Annotated in this window: 18 protein-coding genes; 15 read left to right on the plus strand and 3 right to left on the minus strand. The window is 53.4% G+C overall.

Annotation, left to right across the window (positions count from 1 at the left end; translation table 11 throughout):
• The first annotated feature begins 177 nt into the window (after nt 1–177).
• From NMUL_RS16120 to NMUL_RS05590, 5 genes are all read left to right on the plus strand, one after another.
• Nucleotides 178–1,089 (plus strand): PEP-CTERM sorting domain-containing protein, encoded by a 912-nt coding sequence (locus NMUL_RS16120; RefSeq protein ID WP_011380407.1) that lies wholly within the window; start codon nt 178–180, stop codon nt 1,087–1,089.
• Between the two features lie 473 nt (nt 1,090–1,562).
• Nucleotides 1,563–2,480, plus strand: a complete 918-nt coding sequence (locus tag NMUL_RS05575; RefSeq protein ID WP_011380408.1) for a branched-chain amino acid transaminase — start codon at nt 1,563–1,565, stop codon at nt 2,478–2,480.
• A 53-nt stretch (nt 2,481–2,533) separates the two neighbouring features.
• Nucleotides 2,534–2,737: a zinc-finger domain-containing protein gene (locus NMUL_RS05580; RefSeq protein WP_011380409.1), complete on the plus strand. Its 204-nt coding sequence runs from the start codon at nt 2,534–2,536 to the stop codon at nt 2,735–2,737.
• A gap of 120 nt (nt 2,738–2,857) precedes the next feature.
• Complete coding sequence (locus tag NMUL_RS05585) at nt 2,858–4,267, plus strand: phosphomannomutase/phosphoglucomutase (protein WP_011380410.1); 1,410 nt, start codon at nt 2,858–2,860, stop codon at nt 4,265–4,267.
• An 88-nt stretch (nt 4,268–4,355) separates the two neighbouring features.
• Nucleotides 4,356–4,856 (plus strand): low molecular weight protein-tyrosine-phosphatase, encoded by a 501-nt coding sequence (locus tag NMUL_RS05590; protein ID WP_011380411.1) that lies wholly within the window; start codon nt 4,356–4,358, stop codon nt 4,854–4,856.
• Between the two features lie 186 nt (nt 4,857–5,042).
• On the opposite strand, the gene NMUL_RS05595 is transcribed toward NMUL_RS05590, so the two are convergent.
• The gene (locus NMUL_RS05595) at nt 5,043–7,976 is read right to left on the minus strand and encodes an Rne/Rng family ribonuclease (RefSeq protein ID WP_011380412.1); all 2,934 of its coding nucleotides are present in this window, start codon (nt 7,974–7,976) and stop codon (nt 5,043–5,045) included.
• 475 nt (nt 7,977–8,451) lie between these two features.
• On the opposite strand from NMUL_RS05595, the gene NMUL_RS05600 reads away from it, so the two are divergent.
• Both NMUL_RS05600 and NMUL_RS05605 read left to right on the plus strand, forming a co-directional pair.
• Nucleotides 8,452–9,438 (plus strand): RluA family pseudouridine synthase, encoded by a 987-nt coding sequence (locus NMUL_RS05600; protein ID WP_011380413.1) that lies wholly within the window; start codon nt 8,452–8,454, stop codon nt 9,436–9,438.
• Nucleotides 9,439–9,591: 153 nt separating this feature from the next.
• Complete coding sequence (locus NMUL_RS05605; protein ID WP_011380414.1) at nt 9,592–10,542, plus strand: S49 family peptidase; 951 nt, start codon at nt 9,592–9,594, stop codon at nt 10,540–10,542.
• Nucleotides 10,543–10,747: 205 nt separating this feature from the next.
• Here NMUL_RS05605 and NMUL_RS05610 read toward each other — a convergent pair whose 3' ends face one another.
• Both NMUL_RS05610 and NMUL_RS05615 read right to left on the minus strand, forming a co-directional pair.
• Nucleotides 10,748–11,470, minus strand: coding sequence for an SAM-dependent methyltransferase (locus NMUL_RS05610; RefSeq protein ID WP_011380415.1), 723 nt, complete (start codon nt 11,468–11,470; stop codon nt 10,748–10,750).
• Nucleotides 11,467–12,063: a Maf family nucleotide pyrophosphatase gene (locus tag NMUL_RS05615; RefSeq protein WP_011380416.1), complete on the minus strand. Its 597-nt coding sequence runs from the start codon at nt 12,061–12,063 to the stop codon at nt 11,467–11,469. The genes NMUL_RS05610 and NMUL_RS05615 overlap by 4 nt, the downstream gene beginning before the upstream one ends.
• Before the next feature lie 163 nt (nt 12,064–12,226).
• Here NMUL_RS05615 and NMUL_RS05620 point away from each other — a divergent pair, with 163 nt between their 5' ends.
• The 8 genes from NMUL_RS05620 to fabF all read left to right on the plus strand — a co-directional run bounded on the left by NMUL_RS05620 (nt 12,227) and on the right by fabF (nt 18,688).
• Entirely contained in the window at nt 12,227–12,817 is a 591-nt protein-coding gene (locus tag NMUL_RS05620; RefSeq protein WP_238529875.1) for a YceD family protein, read from the plus strand.
• Nucleotides 12,818–12,838: 21 nt separating this feature from the next.
• Nucleotides 12,839–13,018, plus strand: coding sequence for a 50S ribosomal protein L32 (rpmF, locus tag NMUL_RS05625; protein WP_011380418.1), 180 nt, complete (start codon nt 12,839–12,841; stop codon nt 13,016–13,018).
• A gap of 54 nt (nt 13,019–13,072) precedes the next feature.
• A complete protein-coding gene (plsX, locus tag NMUL_RS05630) occupies nt 13,073–14,134 on the plus strand; it encodes a phosphate acyltransferase PlsX (protein ID WP_011380419.1) in 1,062 nt (353 codons plus the stop codon).
• Nucleotides 14,131–15,090: a beta-ketoacyl-ACP synthase III gene (locus tag NMUL_RS05635; RefSeq protein ID WP_011380420.1), complete on the plus strand. Its 960-nt coding sequence runs from the start codon at nt 14,131–14,133 to the stop codon at nt 15,088–15,090. The genes plsX and NMUL_RS05635 overlap by 4 nt, the downstream gene beginning before the upstream one ends.
• Before the next feature lie 148 nt (nt 15,091–15,238).
• Nucleotides 15,239–16,189, plus strand: a complete 951-nt coding sequence (gene fabD, locus NMUL_RS05640) for an ACP S-malonyltransferase (protein ID WP_011380421.1) — start codon at nt 15,239–15,241, stop codon at nt 16,187–16,189.
• 63 nt (nt 16,190–16,252) lie between these two features.
• Nucleotides 16,253–16,993, plus strand: a complete 741-nt coding sequence (fabG, locus tag NMUL_RS05645) for a 3-oxoacyl-ACP reductase FabG (protein ID WP_011380422.1) — start codon at nt 16,253–16,255, stop codon at nt 16,991–16,993.
• A 177-nt stretch (nt 16,994–17,170) separates the two neighbouring features.
• A complete protein-coding gene (gene acpP / locus NMUL_RS05650; protein ID WP_011380423.1) occupies nt 17,171–17,407 on the plus strand; it encodes an acyl carrier protein in 237 nt (78 codons plus the stop codon).
• 33 nt (nt 17,408–17,440) lie between these two features.
• On the plus strand, nt 17,441–18,688 hold the full coding sequence (gene fabF / locus NMUL_RS05655) for a beta-ketoacyl-ACP synthase II (RefSeq protein WP_011380424.1): 1,248 nt from the start codon (nt 17,441–17,443) through the stop codon (nt 18,686–18,688).

Consider the following 18,688-nt stretch of genomic DNA (forward strand, 5'->3'; position numbering starts at 1 on the left):
TGAATGCGCACGCGCTGGAAATATTTCTTTAACTAATGGAGCAATTGTCTCTTGCGGTTTGGGTACGAAGTGCTATACCTCTAAAAAGTCCTGAAAAAATTCGACGTTTTCTCTGGTTATAGGTCCGTAAAGCCTATTGAATCTTTTAAGAAAGAGGGGAGAAAAGGGAGGTTTACCATGCACTCAGTCAAAATGCTCGCCGGAGCAGCGTTTGCTTCCGCCATTCTTTGCAGTCCCTCCGCGTGGTCCGCCGCCCCCGTGGTGTACAGCGGATCGGGCGCCAACGCAACTACCGCTCTTGACGCTTTTCGCGCCGCAATCGGAGGCGCCAAGAATACCGGCGCGCCCGAAATGAGCGGTCGCCGCGAAATCAGTTGGGATGGAGTCAGGCTTGACGGTACAGACGTGAATCCGAACACTCAAGTGGTTGACAGCGGTCATACAGTCATCATCCCAGTTGATCGTTTCCGCGCCCAGGGCGCATTATTCGAGGATCCCTATGCGGTAAGCGGAGATGGCTTTGCCAGTGTTAACCCCGCCACAGCGGGGCAGTTTCCTGCCTTCAGCCCCAACAATACCTTCGTCATGCAGGATGACACTCCATACCAGTTCGATGACCGCTTCATCGGCCAAAGCTTCACCATTCCCGGCACGGCGACAGCAGCAGGGACACGCGGTTTCGGTGCCATCTTTGTCGATGTAGAAAAAGCTGGCAGCAGCAGCATCGAATACTTCGGTCATGACAGCAGCGGACACGAGATCAGCCTCGGCACCTTTAATGTGCCCACGGGTACCAGCGGCGAACCGCAGTTCCTCGGTGTGCTGTTCGATCAGCCGGTGGTGACGGACGTGAAACTGGCTGTGGGGACAAACACCCTGTTCAACTTCGATGGCACTCATTTTCAGTCCTTTGGCGGTGAAAATCTTGCTGCCGGTACTGATCTTGCCGTCACCGATGATTTCGTCTACGCGGAACCGACCGTGGCAGCAGCCATTCCCGAGCCGTCATCTTATGCCTTGATGCTGGCGGGCCTTAGCTTGCTTGGTTTGATTGCCTATCGCAAAAAATCCGCGTTTAACCAGCTCTAGCATCATTTCAAACAAACCCCATCTCAGCGAATGGGGTTTGTTTTTCAGCGACATTATTTTTATCGCCGTATTGCTGAGAAGGATTCAAAGTAACCAGCTGTTCCCGCAAACCACCCAAACGCTCTCAGCCCCTCTGCAATCGTATTTGCCTATAACCGGCTTATACACTCTATCGGTACTCCAGCGGCAATCACCGGCGATTGTACTCAATCCTAAAAACCGACGGCAGTAAACTCCAATCTTCCGCCTGTCGCGAAACCGCATCTGCCTCGCTGGTATTCAGGATAAATTCCACTTTGATAGCAATTCCAGAATAATCCAGGCACTAACGGACGAGCCTGGCAGGTATGTGGAATGGTTGCAAGTCTCGTGCAAACAGTCTGCTTTCCTGTACCCCTTCTCTCGAAAGGGAATCCCGAGGATCAGGAAATGCGTTAGAATATACGAACTTAAATTCTCTCCGGAGTTTGTGAATGTCAATGGCTGACCGCGACGGTGTGATCTGGAGTGATGGAAAGATGATTCCGTGGCGTGAGGCTACCACACATGTACTCACCCACACCCTGCATTATGGGATGGGGGTATTCGAAGGATTGCGTGCCTACGAAACCCCCCGCGGATCTGCAATTTTCCGTCTGAAAGAACACACCGATCGTTTGTTCAATTCCGCGCACATCTTCATGATGAAGATGCCCTATGACAAGGCGACGCTGATACAGGCGCAGTGCGATGTCGTAAGGCAGAACGATCTGAAGTCGTGTTATATCCGTCCCATCGTGTTTTATGGTTCCGAAGCCATGGGCATTTCAGCTAAAACGCTTTCGGTGCACGTGGCTATTGCAGCTTGGGCGTGGGGCACGTATCTTGGTCCTGATGGCCTCGAAAAAGGCATCCGTGTCAAGACTTCGTCATTTACGCGGCATCATGTGAATATCAATATGTGCCGTGCCAAGTCGGTCACGACCTATGCAAATTCCATCCTCGCGCATCAGGAGGTAGCGCATGATGGCTATGATGAGGCGCTGCTTCTCGATGTGGACGGCTATGTTGCTGAAGGGGCTGGTGAAAACATATTCATCGTGAAGCAGGGCAAATTGTATACGCCTGACTTGACTTCCTGTCTGGAAGGCATTACGCGCGCATCTCTCATAGAGCTTGCGGAAGAAATCGGAATCCCGGTTATCGAGAAGCGCATCACCCGCGATGAAGTCTATTGCGCGGATGAAGCCTTTTTCACCGGCACCGCAGCCGAGGTAACACCAATCAGGGAACTGGATAACCGCACGATCGGCAGCGGCAGGCGTGGTCCTATTACAGAAAAGCTCCAGGCCCTCTTTTTTGAATGTGCCAGAGGCAACGGCAAACATGCCGAGTGGCTCACCCATGTCTGATAAAACGTTATATCCTCACCGATACATTTAAGCGATACGTCCAGGAAAATCTGATGCAGAAGCTTGCCTCCAATACCCAGCGCGAGATCGAGGTGACACCCGATGATTTGCCGCTTCATTGTCCCACGCCTTCCATGCTGTTATGGAATTCGCACCCCCGTGTTTTTCTGCCCATAGAAGATACGGGGGAAGCGCTGTGTCCTTACTGCGGCACCCATTATGTACTCAAGGGCGGCGCAGTTGCAGGCCACCATTGACCTGAACATGCCCTAAAGTCCAAATACGAGCAGCACGGTCGTAAACGATGTGAATGCTGCCACTGAACAACTTTGATACCCTGATACAGCTGAAGTTCATCTCTTATCCGCCCATCATCCATGCGCCAACTTCCACCAGAAATCTTCAAAGCCTATGACATCCGAGGTGTTTTCGGAAAAACACTGACAGTTGAAGGTGCCGAAGCGATTGGTCATGCCATCGGCTCCGAGGGGCGTGCGCGCGGACTTGCCGCAATCACCATAGGGCGCGACGGCAGGTTGTCGGGCCCCGAGCTGGTGCAAGCCCTGGCCAGGGGTTTGCAAGGAAGTGGTATCAACGTAATCGATGTCGGTGCTGTCGCGACCCCGATGCTCTACTACGCGGCGCATGAATTGTCCGGTTATTCCGGCGTGATGGTAACCGGGAGCCATAACCCGCCGGAATACAATGGTTTTAAAATGGTATTGGGGGGAGAAACACTTGCTGCGGAATCAATACAAGCCTTGCGTGCGCGTATCGAAAATGAAAACCTTGCTCACGGCAATGGAAGCTACCACAAGCAGGATATTGCGGAAGGATATCTTCAGCGCATAGCAGCGGATATAAAGCTGGCGCGGCCCATGAAGATTATCGTTGATTGTGGCAATGGGATCCCCGGTTTATATGCTCCGGAACTGTACCGCAGGCTTGGATGCGATGTAACCGAGCTGTTTTGCGAGGTCGACGGCACTTTTCCCAATCATCATCCGGATCCCTCGGTACCCGGGAATCTTCGGGATGTGGTGCAGGCGCTTGAAACGACTGATGCCGAGATAGGGCTGGCGTTCGATGGAGATGGTGACCGCGTGGGTGTGGTTACCAAAAATGGAACGGTCATTTATCCGGATCGGCAACTGATGTTGTTTGCAGCCGATGTATTATCGCGGAATCCGGGTGGGCGGGTCATTTTCGATGTGAAATGTACGCGTAACCTGGCGCCATGGATCATGCAGCACGGAGGCGAGCCGATCATGTGGAAAACCGGGCACTCTTTCATCAAGGGGAAACTGAAGGAAACCGGGGCGCTGCTGGCGGGAGAGATGAGTGGGCATATCTTTTTCAAGGAGCGCTGGTATGGCTTCGACGACGGACTCTATGCCGGAGCGCGTTTGCTGGAGCTGCTCAGTTCCAGGATGGATATCGACGCGGTATTCAACTCGATTCCGGATGCGGTCAGCACGCCGGAGTTGCAGATCGGGTTGAAGGAAGGGGAAAACTACGCGATTATCGCGCAGTTGCAGAAAACAGCGCACTTTGCCCGGGCTGAACGCATCATTACCACCGATGGAATGCGAGTCGAATATGAAGACGGTTTTGGTCTTGCGCGTTCATCCAATACCATGCCGGTAATCGTGCTGCGTTTCGAGGCGGATAGCGAGGCAGCTTTGCAGCGTATTCAGAAGGATTTTTGCACAGCGATCCTGAAAATCAAACCGGATGCGGAACTGCCTCATCAGCTGAGGGGAAATCTCCTTTCCTCCACATGCTGATGAGCTGCTGAATGTTCTGAAGGACGTTGCCATCAAGTCGCAGGAATGGAAATCCCGAGCGGGAAGTCAAGCTGAGATATAACTGAATATGATGAACAGGAGAGAGGGCGCCAGGACCAACGTTTTGTTCGTTTGCATGGGCAATATCTGTCGCTCGCCCACCGCGGAGGCCGTTTTCCGGCACCAGGTCATCGCGGCTGGCGTGGAGGAAGAAATTTACATCGACTCTGCCGGTACACATGATTACCACATCGGCGAGCCGCCGGATGAAAGGGCGCAAAGAGCAGCGGGAAGAAGGGGTTATGACACAAAAGCATTGCGTGCTCGCATTGTAGATGAAAAGGATTTTGAGTTTTTTCACTATATTCTGGCAATGGACAGGGCGAATCTTGCTGTTCTTCAGAGAGAATGTCCAGCGGAATACAGTCATAAGCTCGGATTATTGATGCAGTACAGTGAGAAGTTCTCCGAAGGAGTACAGGAAGTGCCGGATCCTTATTTTGGGGGAAGCCAGGGCTTCGAGCATGTGCTCAACCTGGTGGAGGATGCCGGTCGGGGATTGCTTAACCGGATTCGTAACGGAAAATAAAGCGAGCCAGAATAGGAACTACGAGTCTGCTCTATCCGCCGGGGGCGGAATGGAATATATGCCGTTCGTATCCTATTCGGTAGGAGAGGTAATATACTATACTGAAAGTATAGGTTTGGCCTTTGGCAGGCTTGCCTGAATCTTTAAAAGAGGCGACGTTTGTCGCCTCTTTCTTTTATGAGACTTTTATTTATGGGTCTCCACCTGTACCAGCGCTTCCTGCTGCTCGATTACCGGGGGAGGAGGCGTTCTTCTACGTCGAGGCTGTGCTTTCATTGCTTCTCCTTCTGCTTCGGTTTCAGCAGGTCTTATTTTTTCGGGAAGGGTCTCGATCATGATCAGACCGGCCGCACCTAAATCGAGAGATGGCGTAGCCCCTGGTTGCTGAGGAGGCACTGCTTGGTGTCCTTCTTTTGCAGGAACTTCTTCCTGTTCGATTTTTGTATGGGGCATAGCCGTTTCCAAGGCGCTCAGGGGAATCTGGGAGGGGATGTCCTCCGGAACGACTCTTGCTGCTTCAACTTCAACCAGCGGCTCTGACGCAATTAAAATCGGCGCACCGGTAACGGTAACTGCTGCTGCGGTCGCTGCCTCTCTCCGATCCTCAGGAAGTCTGTCAGGTGACTCAGGAGTAATCTGCTGTTCATTCGCCAGAGCCACTTTTTCGGCTATCGTGACCGCCGGAGCAGAGGTAGATTCCATCGCAGCCACTTGGGGTACGACTTCGGGCGAAGCTTCGGATACAGCTTCGGGCATAATTACCGGCAAAGTTCTATCTGTCCGCAAAAGTTCGGAAGGGGTATTATTCTTTGCTCCTGCAGGGGATTCCTTTGATGCCTCTTTTTGCTCCAGAGGGGTAGAAGCCAAGATAAGTGGCGGTATTCCATTTATGGCTCCCGAAATGAGATCTGCCGCAGGATTTTCCTCGTGCGCTACCTGCTCGGCAGATTGCTGGAGAGGAGAATCCTTTGCAATTGCCTGCCTAGCTTCACGCGCTGCACGATCCAGGCGCTCGCTCCGGTCGCGTTGCCTGCCACCACGCCGTCTGCGGCGGCTGCCTTCCTCACTCGGCTGTACGGCTTCTTCCGTGGCAGGGGGTAGCTCGGAAGAGGGTTTGAGTTCCGTCCGCGGCTTTTCTTCACGCTGCGACCGGGGATGTTTTTTTGCAGCAGCTCTTTCACCCTGAGTTTTTGCCTCGCTGCGTTCCTGGCGCTGCGGCACAGCTTCGCGCGTCAAGTCCGGAGCACCGCTTGGGCTGATTTCGGCCCCTCGCTCCGCGCGTGCATCGCGTGGACGTTGGACGGCGCGTGCTGCCTTTTCATTTTCGCCAATGCGTCCTTCCCGGCGGTCACGACGTCCCTGACCCCGTTCCTCAGGATGTGCAGCAGCGACAGGCGGTTCGTGCCGAACGGTCTTTTCGCCGACCCCCCCCTGTTTAAACCAGCCGAATATTTTATCGAGCAGGGAAAGCGGTTCCGGTTCATGCTGCGGTTTTTGCTCGCGTACCGGAGCAGGTTGTGCCGGTGTGATGCCTCGTACCGCTGCCTGCTGCCGCATAGGCTTGGGCTCCTGTCCGCTGGAAGGCAGAGGGATATCTTGGGCGGGTTTTTCCACCATCTGGTAACTCGTCTGAACTTCACCAAGTTTTACGTCGTCATGACGCAGGCGGGTGATGCTGTAATTGGGCGTTTCGAGATGGATGTTGGGGATCAGAACGACACTTACTTTCAGGCGTGCTTCGATTGCATGAATTTCCGCCCGTTTTTCGTTCAGCAGATAAGTCGCTACATCTACCGGCACCTGAGCATGCAGCACTGCCGTATTCTCCTTCATCGCTTCTTCCTGAATGATTCTGAGGATATGCAACGCCGAGGAATCGGTACCCCGGATGTGACCGGTACCGTGGCAGCGCGGACAGGAAATATAGCTGCTTTCCCCCAGGGAAGGCCGCAGGCGCTGGCGCGATAATTCAAGCAAACCGAAGCGGGAAATCTTGCCCATTTGCACCCGTGCCCGATCGTAGCGCAACGCGTCGTGCAACCGGTTTTCCACCTCCCGCTGGTTGCGGGAGACTTCCATGTCGATAAAGTCGATGACCACAAGTCCGCCGAGGTCGCGCAGGCGCAGTTGCCGCGCAATTTCATCTGCCGCCTCCAGATTGGTAGCCAGGGCCGTCTGCTCGATGTCGGAACCGCGGGTGGCACGGGCTGAATTTACGTCCACCGAAACCAGGGCTTCCGTATGGTCGATCACGATCGCGCCGCCCGAGGGGAGGGTAACCTGCCGCGAATATGCGGTTTCGATCTGGTGCTCGATTTGAAAGCGGGAAAACAGGGGCACGTCATCCCGATAGAGCTTGACCCGCGCTACGTTGCCGGGCATGACATGACCCATGAACTGGCATGCCTGCTCATAGATGCTTTCCGTATCAATCAGGATTTCACCGATTTCCTGATTGAAGTAATCCCGGATTGCCCTGATGACGAGACTGCTTTCCTGGTAAATAAGGAAAGCACCGCTCTGGCCTTTGGAAGCATCTTCAATAGCACGCCACAACTGCAGCAGGTAGTTGAGGTCCCACTGCAACTCTTCTTCGGTGCGTCCTATCCCCGCCGTCCGCGCAATGATGCTCATGCCCTGAGGAATGTTCAAATGCGACATGACATCGCGCAGTTCGGCGCGATCTTCGCCTTCTATGCGGCGCGAGACACCTCCCCCGCGCGGATTATTGGGCATCAGCACCAGATAACGGCCCGCGAGCGAGATATAGGTGGTAAGTGCGGCTCCTTTTGTTCCCCGTTCGTCCTTGTCCACCTGGACGATGAGTTCCTGGCCTTCATGAAGCGCGTCCTGGACTCGGACCCGCCCAGGGTCCGGACTCTCTTTCAAATAGGAGCGGGAAATCTCCTTGAACGGCAGAAAACCATGCCGCTCCCCCCCGTACTCGACGAAGGCGGCTTCGAGGCTCGGTTCAAGACGGGTGATAACAGCTTTGTAGATATTGCTCTTGCGTTGTTCCTTGCCGGCAGATTCAATGTCGAGATCGATGAGCTTTTGACCATCGACAATAGCGACACGCAATTCCTCCGGCTGTGTCGCATTAAATAGCATGCGTTTCATTTTATGCCTCCCGCGCTCTAGTCACGGCAGACAGCCTACGCGCGCAGGAGAACATGTCCTGCGCGGCGTATACGAGAGCTTTTAGTCAGACAACTTGATCATGGCGTCAGGGCTGCTTGTTAAAAATGGCCATTTCTCTGGCTTATTCTCTGGCTTGTCACTGTGGCCCTGCTTTATTTCGCAAGCAGAACCAGGAAATTAGTTTCAATCAGGCTTCGACTAGGGCTGCCCGTAACCAGGCGCTTCGAAACTGAAAACTGAAATCGACGTGTGCTTTGAGCGCGTAAATCCATTACTATCGCTACTTTATTGGTGAGCGACATTAACCATATCTTGAGGTCAGCTCTTTTCCCTCGGATAAAATCCCATCAACAGTACCACTTCGTGCACCGGATAAAGGATAGGCTGGAACCCTGACTTGATAAGTATAAGTAGAGTTAAAGATTTACGCAAAGAATTTCCTCCAAGTCCTGCGGTGAGGGAAATCATAGGGGAGGAGAGCAAAGGGCAGCGTATTGATAATTTTTTAATCAAACGCTTGAAAAACGTGCCCAAAAGTCACGTCTACCGGTTGTTGCGCAGCGGGCAGGTGCGCATCAACAGCAAGCGCGCCCCCCCGGACTACCATCTCCAATCCGGAGATATTGTTCGCATACCCCCGGTGAGAACGGTGGAAAAATCGGCGCTGCCCCCGAAGAAATTGAGCAAACCGGGTTTTATTGCATTCCAGGTTTTGTTCGAGGATGATGCACTGATTGCTGTCAACAAGCCTCCGGGAGTTGCGGTGCATGGTGGAAGCGGCATAAGTTTCGGCGTGATAGAGCAATTGCGCGCTCAACATCCTGACTGGAGATTTCTGGAGCTCGCACATCGCCTGGACAGGGAAACTTCTGGCGTGCTGCTCCTTGCCAAGAACCGGGCGGCACTTGTAGAGTTGCATCGGCAACTCCGCATGGGAGAGGTGGAAAAACACTACCTGACCCTGGTCAAGGGCAGGTGGCGTAATGGGCGGCAGAGTGTCAGGCTGTCGCTCAGGAAATATCTGACACCCGGCGGCGAACGGAGGGTAGCGGTGGAAAAGGATGCAGATGAAAAAAAAGGTGGAATGAGCGCTCATACCGTTTTCATCCTGCGGGAATCATGGCAGAGCTTCAGCCTGCTGGAGGCTGAACTGAAAACCGGGCGTACGCATCAGATTCGTGTGCACCTTGCCTATCTCGGTTTCCCTATAGCGGGAGACGACAAATATGGCGATTTTGTCTTGAATAAGGATATTGCCCGGCGTGTTCCTGGTTTGGGACGGATGTTTCTCCATGCTTGGGCGGTCGAATTCACGCATCCCGTCACGCATGAGAAACTTCGTCTTGAAGCGCCCCTGCCGGACGATCTGCAAAAATTTCTGGATGTGATGAATAACCCCGATAAACCACCGAAGCTTCCGGCGGAAAGGACATTCTCCTGACTTTCCCTAACGGCAGTTCAAGTATCTTATTCAATAGAGATCGCTACAGGGTATGTAGCCGGAGGCGGAAACAACGAGCAGTTTTGGCAGTTTCATATTTTGGCCTGTCGCTGCGGCAGGGCGCTTTATTTGACTTGAAGGATCAAAATAATCATGTCTGATTCACAGAATCGAAACGAAGGTTGGGACAGGCAGGTGCTGGAAAAGCTGGTGTTCTCCACCTTGCAGGAACAGCGCCGCACGCGGCAGTGGGGGGTGTTTTTCAAGTCCCTTACTTTTATCTGGCTGTTTATCCTCCTGTTTTTCGGTCTTGGCTGGTTTGGAGACAGCAGTATGTCCATTTCCGGCAAGCATACCGCTCTCGTCGATTTGCGCGGTGTAATCTCTCCCGATAGCATCAGCAGCGCGGAAAACATCACTGCCGGCCTGCAGCAGGCATTCAAGGACGCAAAAACGCAGGGGGTGATCCTGCGCATCAACAGTCCCGGGGGGAGTCCCGTTCAGGCAGGATACATCAACGATGAGATACGCCGCCTGCGTGCAGAATATCCTGAAATACCCCTCTACGCTGTCGTGGAAGATATCTGCGCTTCGGGCGGCTATTATGTAGCGGTTGCCGCCGACAAGATATATGTGGACAAGGCAAGTATCATTGGTTCCATCGGCGTCCTGATAAACGGGTTCGGTTTTACAAAAGCAATGGAAAAACTTGGCATCGAAAGGCGCTTGATCACGGCAGGAGAAAACAAGGCTTTTCTCGATCCATTTTCTCCCAACAATCGCGAGCAGGAGGAATATGCCAAGAAAATGCTGGGTGATATCCATGAGCAATTCATTCAGGTAGTTCAGCAAGGCCGGGGCGAACGCCTGAAGGAAAAGCCGGAAATATTCAGCGGCAAGGTGTGGACAGGTCAAAAAAGTGTCGAACTGGGACTTGCTGACGGAATGGGCAGCGCGGAATACGTGGCGCGGGAAATTATCAAGGCGGAACACATCGTCGACTATACGACCCGGGAGGGAGTTGCCGAGCGCCTCGCCAAACGCTTTGGAGGAGTCCTGGCGGAAACGCTGAGTGGTTTGGGAATGAGTGCGGAACTCCACTAACCCGGATATTTCGCCGGAGCACCCTCGGGGCGACCGTGGCGGGTGGAGCAGTAGCTTCCGAAGGAAGATTCGATCCCGAAACGGGAAACTGCAAGGCGACCCCGCGGGGAAAAGTATCTCTGTGACGATACGCTTCCCCCAAGCGTACACGCTGACATAGGGCGTGGTCGCGGCGCCCTGCCCAATCCCGTTTGCGGGCCTGGGCCTATGCTCTCGGGGCGCCTCCATGCAACAAAAAGACAGCCGGTTTGTTGCTGATGTCGGGCGAAACGCGCTTCCATTCCTTGATGGTCCTGGTGGCGATGAATTCGTCTGCGACGGTGAGGTTGCATGCGATACAGAGAGCCGTTCCTTCGCGGCAGGTGGCATTAATCACCTCCAGCAGCCTTTGATTGCGATAAGGCGTTTCGATGAATATCTGGGTTTGATCGCCGGTAATGGAATTCTTTTCCAGTTCAATGATTTTTTTTATACGCTTGCTATTTTCAACCGGCAGATAGCCATGAAACGCAAAGCGCTGACCATTCAATCCGGAGGACATCAGCGCGAGAAGAATGGAGGAGGGACCGACGAGAGGAACTACCCGGATGTTCTTCTGGTGGGCCACGCGCACCAGCCCAGTTCCCGGATCGGCTATTGCGGGGCAGCCAGCCTCCGATAACAATCCTGTATCTATTCCCGCGAGCAGTGGCGCAAGCAGATTCTCAAACTCCCTGGCTTGAGTGTGTTCGTCCAACACCTGCATGGTAATCTGCTGCAAGGGGAGAGCACAGCCCACCTGTTTCAGGAATTGCCTGGCTGTTTTTGGATGCTCGACAATATAACGATCAAGTCGGGCAATACATTCACGGACCGCGGGAGGCACTGTCCAGCCAATATCGCTGTTGCCCAGTGGGGCAGGGATGAGATAGAGCGTTCCTGTACTCAAACTATCTCGACACCTTCAAGCGTCAGCATTTCAACAAGCGCAATCAGCGGTAAACCGATCAATGCGGTGGGATCCTCTCCTTCCATATGCTCTATGAGGGCGATCCCGAGCCCCTCGAGCTTCGAACTGGCCGCACAATGATAGGGTTGTTCCTTATCGAGATAATTTTCTATCTGACGGTCGCTTAATAGACGGAATTTGACGCGCGAGGGCACGAGGCGTGCCCGCGTCGTGTCTTGAGCACTATTGAAAAGGCAGAGTGCAGTATAAAACGAAACTTCTTTTCCCCGGATAAGCTGCAACTGCCGGGTGGCGTTGAGATGGTTCAGGGGTTTTCCAAGCTGGATACCCTCGAAAACCGCCACCTGGTCGGCACCAATAATTAAAGCGCCAGGATGAGTTGCTGCAACTGCACGGGTTTTTGCAGCAGCCAGGCGAACGGCAGTAGCGTCCGGAGTTTCACCGGGCAAAGGCGTTTCATCGATATCCGGATTACTTACGTCGAAGGGGATCTGTAGGCGCTGGAGAAGATCCCGGCGATAAATGGAACTGGATCCTAATATAAGCTGTTGCGCAATCTGCTGTGTTTTCAATGTTTATTATTTTGGAGGGGAGGGAGCTTTTTTGACACTCAAGGGCAAAAAATATATCATGCGCGCCGTATAACGCTGCAAATTCACCGGGATTGTAATACCAAGTACGCGCCGACATCAATTGAGTACCAGGCGGGCTTGCGGATATAAAGCATATAAAGTCATGGCTTATGTCAGGCAACCCTATCATCCCGGGTATTTCCAGAAAGGCAGCGAGATTTTGAAGCCGGCAGGAGACAAGAGCGTAACGTTTATGGCTGTCCCGCTTGTCATAGATTCCCTGGATTTCGCATGTAACGCGGAAGTGCGCCGTGGTAAGATCGCGATTGCCAGATTTCAGCGCCTGCAGGATTATCTGGTTAACGACTCCGGTGAACTTGGATACACAGTTACTGGAGCGGTGGATGCAAACGGAAGACCGGTTTTACGCGTAGACATTCAAAGCGTCGTAAGCCTCCGATGCCAGCGTTGTCTGGAGGAGCTTGAGCATGTGCTCGACATCCATACAGAGTTGCTACTGGCGCAAAATGAGCAAGAGCTCAAGAGCCTTGATGAGGACGAATTTGTGGACTGTATTCTGGCTCAGCCCGAAATGGACGTTCTATTGCTTATCGAGGATGAAATCATTCTGGCTCTGCCCGTATCCCCGCGCCATGAACAGGACGGATGTATGCCTGGCGGACGGGAGGATGGGAAAGCAATAAGGGAAGCATCTCCCTTTGCCGCTCTGGCGGCATTGAAAAAAACACATTGAATTTATTGAGGAGTCGAATTTATGGCAGTGCAACAAAACAAGAAGTCCCCCTCCAAACGGGGCATGCACCGATCGCATGACTTCCTGAGGACGACGCCCTTGTCGGTTGATCCCGGCACGGGTGAGGTGCATTTGCGCCATCACATCAGCCCTAACGGCTATTATCGCGGCAAAAAGGTCATCAAAACAAAAGAAGATTGAATTTCGCCTGTTGATTTTTCGGTCCGAAGTTTATTCCGGCCTTAAGGGCAGAAATTGACTATAACCGTAGCTGTAGACTGCATGGGCGGCGATCACGGCCCTCATGTGACGGTTCCTGCAACCGTCAGCTATCTCCAAAGTAACCCCGCAATCGACGTGGTTCTGGTAGGGTTGCCCGATGTTATTGAATCCGAATTGCGCGCCTTGGGGTATACGCAGAGCCCTCGGCTCAGGATTCATGCTGCAAGCGAGGTTGTCGGCATGGACGAGTCTCCGGCCACGGCATTACGGGGTAAAAAAAATTCTTCGATGCGCGTTGCGCTCAACCTGGTCAAGAGCGGCGAAGCCCAGGCCTGCGTCAGCGCCGGTAACACCGGAGCGTTGTTAGCGACTTCCCGATTTGTGCTGAAGACGCTTCCTGGCATCGACCGGCCAGCGCTTGCTGTAGTATTGCCTACCATGAGAGGGCATACCTATGTGCTTGATCTCGGTGCAAACGTGGATTGCACTGCGGAGCACCTGCTTCAATTCGGTGTGATGGGCGCCACCTTGGTATCGAGCATCGAGAACAAGGAAAAACCGAGTATCGGTTTGTTGAATATCGGCGAGGAAGAGATCAAAGGAAATGATGTGGTGAAGCGCGCGGCTGAGCTGCTACGTGACAGTGGGCTTAATTTCTACGGAAATATCGAGGGAAACGATATCTATAAAGGAACGACCGATGTGGTTGTGTGCGACGGCTTCGTCGGCAATGTTGCGCTGAAAACCTCGGAGGGCGTGGCTCAAATGCTTTCCCATTACCTGCGCGAAGAATTCAGGCGAAACCTTCTCACCAAACTTGCGGGACTTATCGCCTTGCCTGTGATCAGTGCCTTCAAGCGCCGTGTCGATCATCGGCGCTATAACGGGGCCAGTTTGCTGGGACTCCGGGGCATCGTCATCAAGAGCCATGGTTCGGCTGACAGGCGCGCCTTCGGCTTTGCAATTGCGCGCGCCGTGGATGAAGTACGGGGCGGCATGTTGCGCCATATAAGCGAGCGGGTGGCGCAATTATCGCATCAATCCATGCAATCCTCCTCATACCGCCGGTCGCTCCCGGAAGAGAGCCCGGTATGAAGTACGCCAGAGTCATTGGAACAGGCAGTTATTTGCCCGAGAAAATTCTCACCAATCATGATCTGGAGCGCATGGTCGACACGAGCGACGAGTGGATCCGGACCCGTACCGGCATTGCACAACGGCACATCGCCGCCGACTCGGAAATGGCGAGCGATCTCGCCTTGAACGCGAGCCGTGAAGCAATAAAGGCAGGTGGGATCGACGCGCGGGAGATCGAGCTGGTAATTGTCGCCACCACTACGCCCGACATGATATTTCCCAGCACGGCGTGCATCCTGCAGGACAAGCTCGGTATCGGGGATTGCGCCGCATTTGATGTACAGGCGGTATGCAGCGGTTTTATCTACGCGCTTGCCACTGCAGATATGTTCATTCGAGCCGGGAAATGCCAGACGGCGCTGGTTGTTGGGGCAGAAGTCTATTCACGTATATTGGACTGGAGCGACCGCAGCACTTGCGTATTGTTCGGTGACGGCGCCGGCGCTGTGCTGCTGACGGGCGATGAACGGCCCGGAGTCCTTTCAACGCATTTGCATGCGGACGGGAGCCAGAGCAAGATTCTTTCCGCGCCGGCTAACATCTGTGGCGGCAAAGTACAAGGCAAACCCTTTGTCGTGATGGAGGGTAATACGGTTTTCAAGTTTGCAGTAAAGGTTCTTGAAGAAGTCGTACACGAGGCTTTGACTGAAAACAATCTGGAGTCGTCGGATATCGATTGGCTGATCCCGCACCAGGCCAATATCCGTATTATTGCTTCGACCGCAAAAAAACTCGGCATTCCCATGGATAAGGTCGTTGCCACCGTGGATAAGCACGGCAACACTTCCGCCGCCTCGATTCCGCTTGCCCTCGACATCGCTGCCCGCGACGGACGCATCAAATCCGGCCAGCATGTGCTTCTGGAAGGCGTGGGGGGAGGTTTTACCTGGGGAGCGGCATTGATCCGCTGGTAAGCCAGTTCCTGCTGCTTGCCTCCTACATTTTAATTATTCTTGTTTCAGTTCCCTTTTCAGCCGGATTTTAACAACTTTTTTTCTTCGGCTCGAAGGTTTTTCGCTACCTGCCGCAGATGGAACTGTCGAAGGATTGGTACTGATACTGATGAGCGCACAGGTTAAATTTGCATGTGTTTTCCCGGGACAGGGGTCTCAGTCCATAGGGATGATGGCCGGATATGATAGCTTTCCGGTGGTACGGCAGACTTTTGCTGAAGCATCCGATGTGCTGAAGCTGGATTTGTGGGGGATGGTGTGTGACGGTCCGGCCGAAACCCTCAACCTGACCGTTAATACTCAGCCGCTGATGCTGACTGCCGGAGTAGCGATTTACCGGGCGTGGCAGACCTTGGGTGGAGTGAGGCCCTCTTTCGTGGCCGGCCATAGTCTCGGGGAATATACGGCGCTGGTAGCTTCTGAGGCATTGTCTTTTGCTGATGCCTTGCCATTGGTACGCTTTCGTGCGGAGATAATGCAGCAGGCTGTACCTGAAGGAGTGGGTGCGATGGCGGCGATTCTCGGACTCGATGATGACGTTGTACGGTCGATCTGTCAGGAGGTTACAGAAGCATCGAATGGGGAGTCGCTGGAACCTGCAAACTTCAACTCACCCGGCCAAGTCGTGGTTGCGGGGCACAAAAACGCGGTGGTTCGCGGCATGGAAGCGGCAAGGTCTAAAGGCGCAAAGCGGACCGTCATATTGCCCATGAGCATTCCTTCGCACTGCTCCCTGATGAAACCCGCAGCGGAAAAAATGCGCCAACAACTGGCACAAGTAACACTTCGTTCACCCAAAATCCCGCTATTGCACAATGCGGATGTGGAACAGCACGAGGATATTGAGAGCATCAAGGAAATTCTGGTCCGGCAGTTGTTTAATCCTGTCCGCTGGACGGAAATCATTCGTTTTATTTCCGGAGCCGGAATCCATCATGTGGTGGAATGCGGCCCCGGCAAAGTCCTGTCAGGACTCAACAAACGTATAGATGCGAATTTGCAGAGCCTGGCATTGACTGACGAGGCGGCGCTGGGTCATGCAGCGGCTTTGGCAGGATAAAGGTCAGGCGGGCATATCCAGCAGGGCCGCATTGCTCATCATTGAACGACGTACTGGAAGATCATGCTGCAAAATCAGATAGCACTTGTAACCGGCGCCAGTCGGGGAATCGGACAAGCCATTGCCCTTGAACTCGGCAGACAGGGGATTACCGTCATCGGTACAGCCACAACAGAGGAGGGCGCCCGAAATGTCGATCACTTCCTGAAAGAGGCTGGCTGCAAAGGCAGGGGGATGGCATTGAACGTGAATAATCCTTCCCAGGTGGAAAGTGTTGTCAAGGCAGTACAAGAGGAGTTTGGCGGGATCACAATTCTGGTGAACAATGCCGGCATCACCCGCGACAACCTGCTTCTCCGCATGAAGGACGAGGAATGGGATGAGATCATGGAAACGGATCTCAAATCCGTGTTTCGCTTGAGCCGCGCCGTGCTGAGATCAATGGTGAGAGTTCGGTACGGGCGCATCATCAATATTTCCTCGATAGTCGGCGCGACCGGAAATATCGGCCAAGCTAATTATGCCGCTGCAAAGGCCGGAATATTCGGTTTCAGCAAGTCCCTGGCTCGGGAGGTAGCTGGTCGCAATATCACGGTCAACTGTATTGCGCCCGGGTTCATTGCAACAGACATGACTCAATCCCTTACAGAAAAACAACAGCAGGCATTATTTCAGCAGATTCCGCTTGGAAGACTTGGATGCCCCGAAGATGTGGCGGCAGCAGTGGCTTTTATTGCCTCACCCGCCGCTGCATACATAACGGGCGTCACCCTTCACGTGAACGGTGGAATGTATATGGATTAGCAACGGGAACGGCGCGCCATAAATGGATTCCATCTCATCCAGCCGCAATATGGGGCTATGAAGCTTTCAGGGTGAGTTTTGATGTCCGGGGTCTTCAGTCTGGAATGCGTCGATTTTACTAATATGGAAAACTTGCTAGAATGGCGGCGTTTTTTCTTACGGAGAGAGGTTATCTAGATGGAAAACGTGGAACAACGTATAAAAAAAATCGTAGCGGAGCAATTGGGCGTCAACGAGGCTGATGTCAAAAGCGAATCCTCCTTTGTGGATGATCTGGGGGCCGATTCGCTCGATACAGTGGAGCTTGTGATGGCGCTGGAAGAGGAATTCGAGTGCGAAATTCCTGACGAACAGGCTGAGAAAATAAATACTGTTCAACAGGCAATCGACTATATCAATTCTCACAGCAACTGATTTTGTTTCCAGTAAATCCATATCGGAGTCATTTTGTCGAAACGTAGGGTAGTGATCACCGGACTAGGCATAATCTCGCCGGTCGGTAATTCGGTTTCAGATGCCTGGGCCAATATTCTTGCCGGAAAATCCGGGGTTACTCGAATCAGCCGTTTCGACTCTTCCCCCTTCGCTTCTCAGATAGCCGGAGAAGTCAAAGGTTTTGATATCACGAATTATCTTACCGCCAAGGACGCACGTCGAATGGATGTGTTCATTCATTACGGCATGGCTGCAGGGATTCAGGCGGTAAAGGATGCGGGTATTGGAGACATAGCCGCCAGTAAGCTCGATCCTGAACGAATCGGCGTCAATATTGGCTCCGGTATCGGGGGACTGTCCATGATCGAGGGAACGTATGACGCCTATCACGCTGGTGGCGTGCGCAAGATTTCCCCATTTTTCATTCCCAGCACCATCATCAACATGATCGCAGGTAACCTGTCCATCATGTATGGTTTTCAAGGACCGAATCTGGCCATTGTCACCGCTTGCACCACCGCTACCCACTGTGTGGGGGATTCAGCCCGGTTGATAGAATATGGCGATGTGGATGTGATGATCGCGGGTGGAGCCGAATCCTGTGTAACGCCCCTGGCGATAGGGGGATTTGCGGCAGCACGGGCGCTTTCCACCCGTAATGATGACCCTGCCACTGCCAGTCGGCCATGGGATAAGGGGCGCGATGGTTTTGTCCTGGGCGAGGGAGCCGGTGTTCTGGTGCTGGAAGAGATGGAGCATGCCCGACGTCGCGGAGCCAGGATTTATGCTGAGCTTGCCGGTTTTGGCATGAGTGCCGATGCGTACCACATGACTGCACCCTCTGAAGACGGGGAGGGCGCTGCGCGTTGCATGACGAATGCGCTCCGGAATGCCGGGCTGAACGCAGATGAGGTCGACTATATCAATGCCCATGGTACATCGACGCCATTGGGGGATGTTGCAGAAACCGTTGCAGTAAAGCGATGCTTTGGAGAGCATGCAAAACAGCTCGTGATGAATTCTACAAAATCCATGACGGGTCATCTGCTCGGTGCGGCAGGCGGGGTAGAAGCAATATTCAGTGCACTGGCCGTACACCACCAGGTTTCACCTCCCACGATCAATATTTTCGATCAGGACCCGGAGTGCGATCTGGATTATGTTCCCAACCATGCGCGAGAAATGAAGATCGATGTGGCAATGTCGAACTCATTTGGTTTTGGCGGCACGAATGGCACCTTGATTTTCCGAAGAGCCTGA

Origin of the sequence: Nitrosospira multiformis ATCC 25196, assembly GCF_000196355.1 — a bacterium.
Lineage (GTDB): Bacteria > Pseudomonadota > Gammaproteobacteria > Burkholderiales > Nitrosomonadaceae > Nitrosospira > Nitrosospira multiformis.

Bases quoted from the DNA above. Each gene is read 5' to 3' on its own strand.
- NMUL_RS16120 (WP_011380407.1), top strand. From the start codon at position 178: ATGCACTCAGTCAAAATGCTCGCCGGAGCAGCGTTTGCTTCCGCCATT.
- NMUL_RS05575 (WP_011380408.1), top strand. From the start codon at position 1,563: ATGTCAATGGCTGACCGCGACGGTGTGATCTGGAGTGATGGAAAGATG.
- NMUL_RS05580 (WP_011380409.1), top strand. From the start codon at position 2,534: ATGCAGAAGCTTGCCTCCAATACCCAGCGCGAGATCGAGGTGACACCC.
- NMUL_RS05585 (WP_011380410.1), top strand. From the start codon at position 2,858: ATGCGCCAACTTCCACCAGAAATCTTCAAAGCCTATGACATCCGAGGT.
- NMUL_RS05590 (WP_011380411.1), top strand. From the start codon at position 4,356: ATGATGAACAGGAGAGAGGGCGCCAGGACCAACGTTTTGTTCGTTTGC.
- NMUL_RS05595 (WP_011380412.1), bottom strand. From the start codon at position 7,976: ATGAAACGCATGCTATTTAATGCGACACAGCCGGAGGAATTGCGTGTC.
- NMUL_RS05605 (WP_011380414.1), top strand. From the start codon at position 9,592: ATGTCTGATTCACAGAATCGAAACGAAGGTTGGGACAGGCAGGTGCTG.
- NMUL_RS05620 (WP_238529875.1), top strand. From the start codon at position 12,227: ATGGCTTATGTCAGGCAACCCTATCATCCCGGGTATTTCCAGAAAGGC.
- rpmF (WP_011380418.1), top strand. From the start codon at position 12,839: ATGGCAGTGCAACAAAACAAGAAGTCCCCCTCCAAACGGGGCATGCAC.
- NMUL_RS05635 (WP_011380420.1), top strand. From the start codon at position 14,131: ATGAAGTACGCCAGAGTCATTGGAACAGGCAGTTATTTGCCCGAGAAA.
- fabD (WP_011380421.1), top strand. From the start codon at position 15,239: ATGAGCGCACAGGTTAAATTTGCATGTGTTTTCCCGGGACAGGGGTCT.
- fabG (WP_011380422.1), top strand. From the start codon at position 16,253: ATGCTGCAAAATCAGATAGCACTTGTAACCGGCGCCAGTCGGGGAATC.
- acpP (WP_011380423.1), top strand. From the start codon at position 17,171: ATGGAAAACGTGGAACAACGTATAAAAAAAATCGTAGCGGAGCAATTG.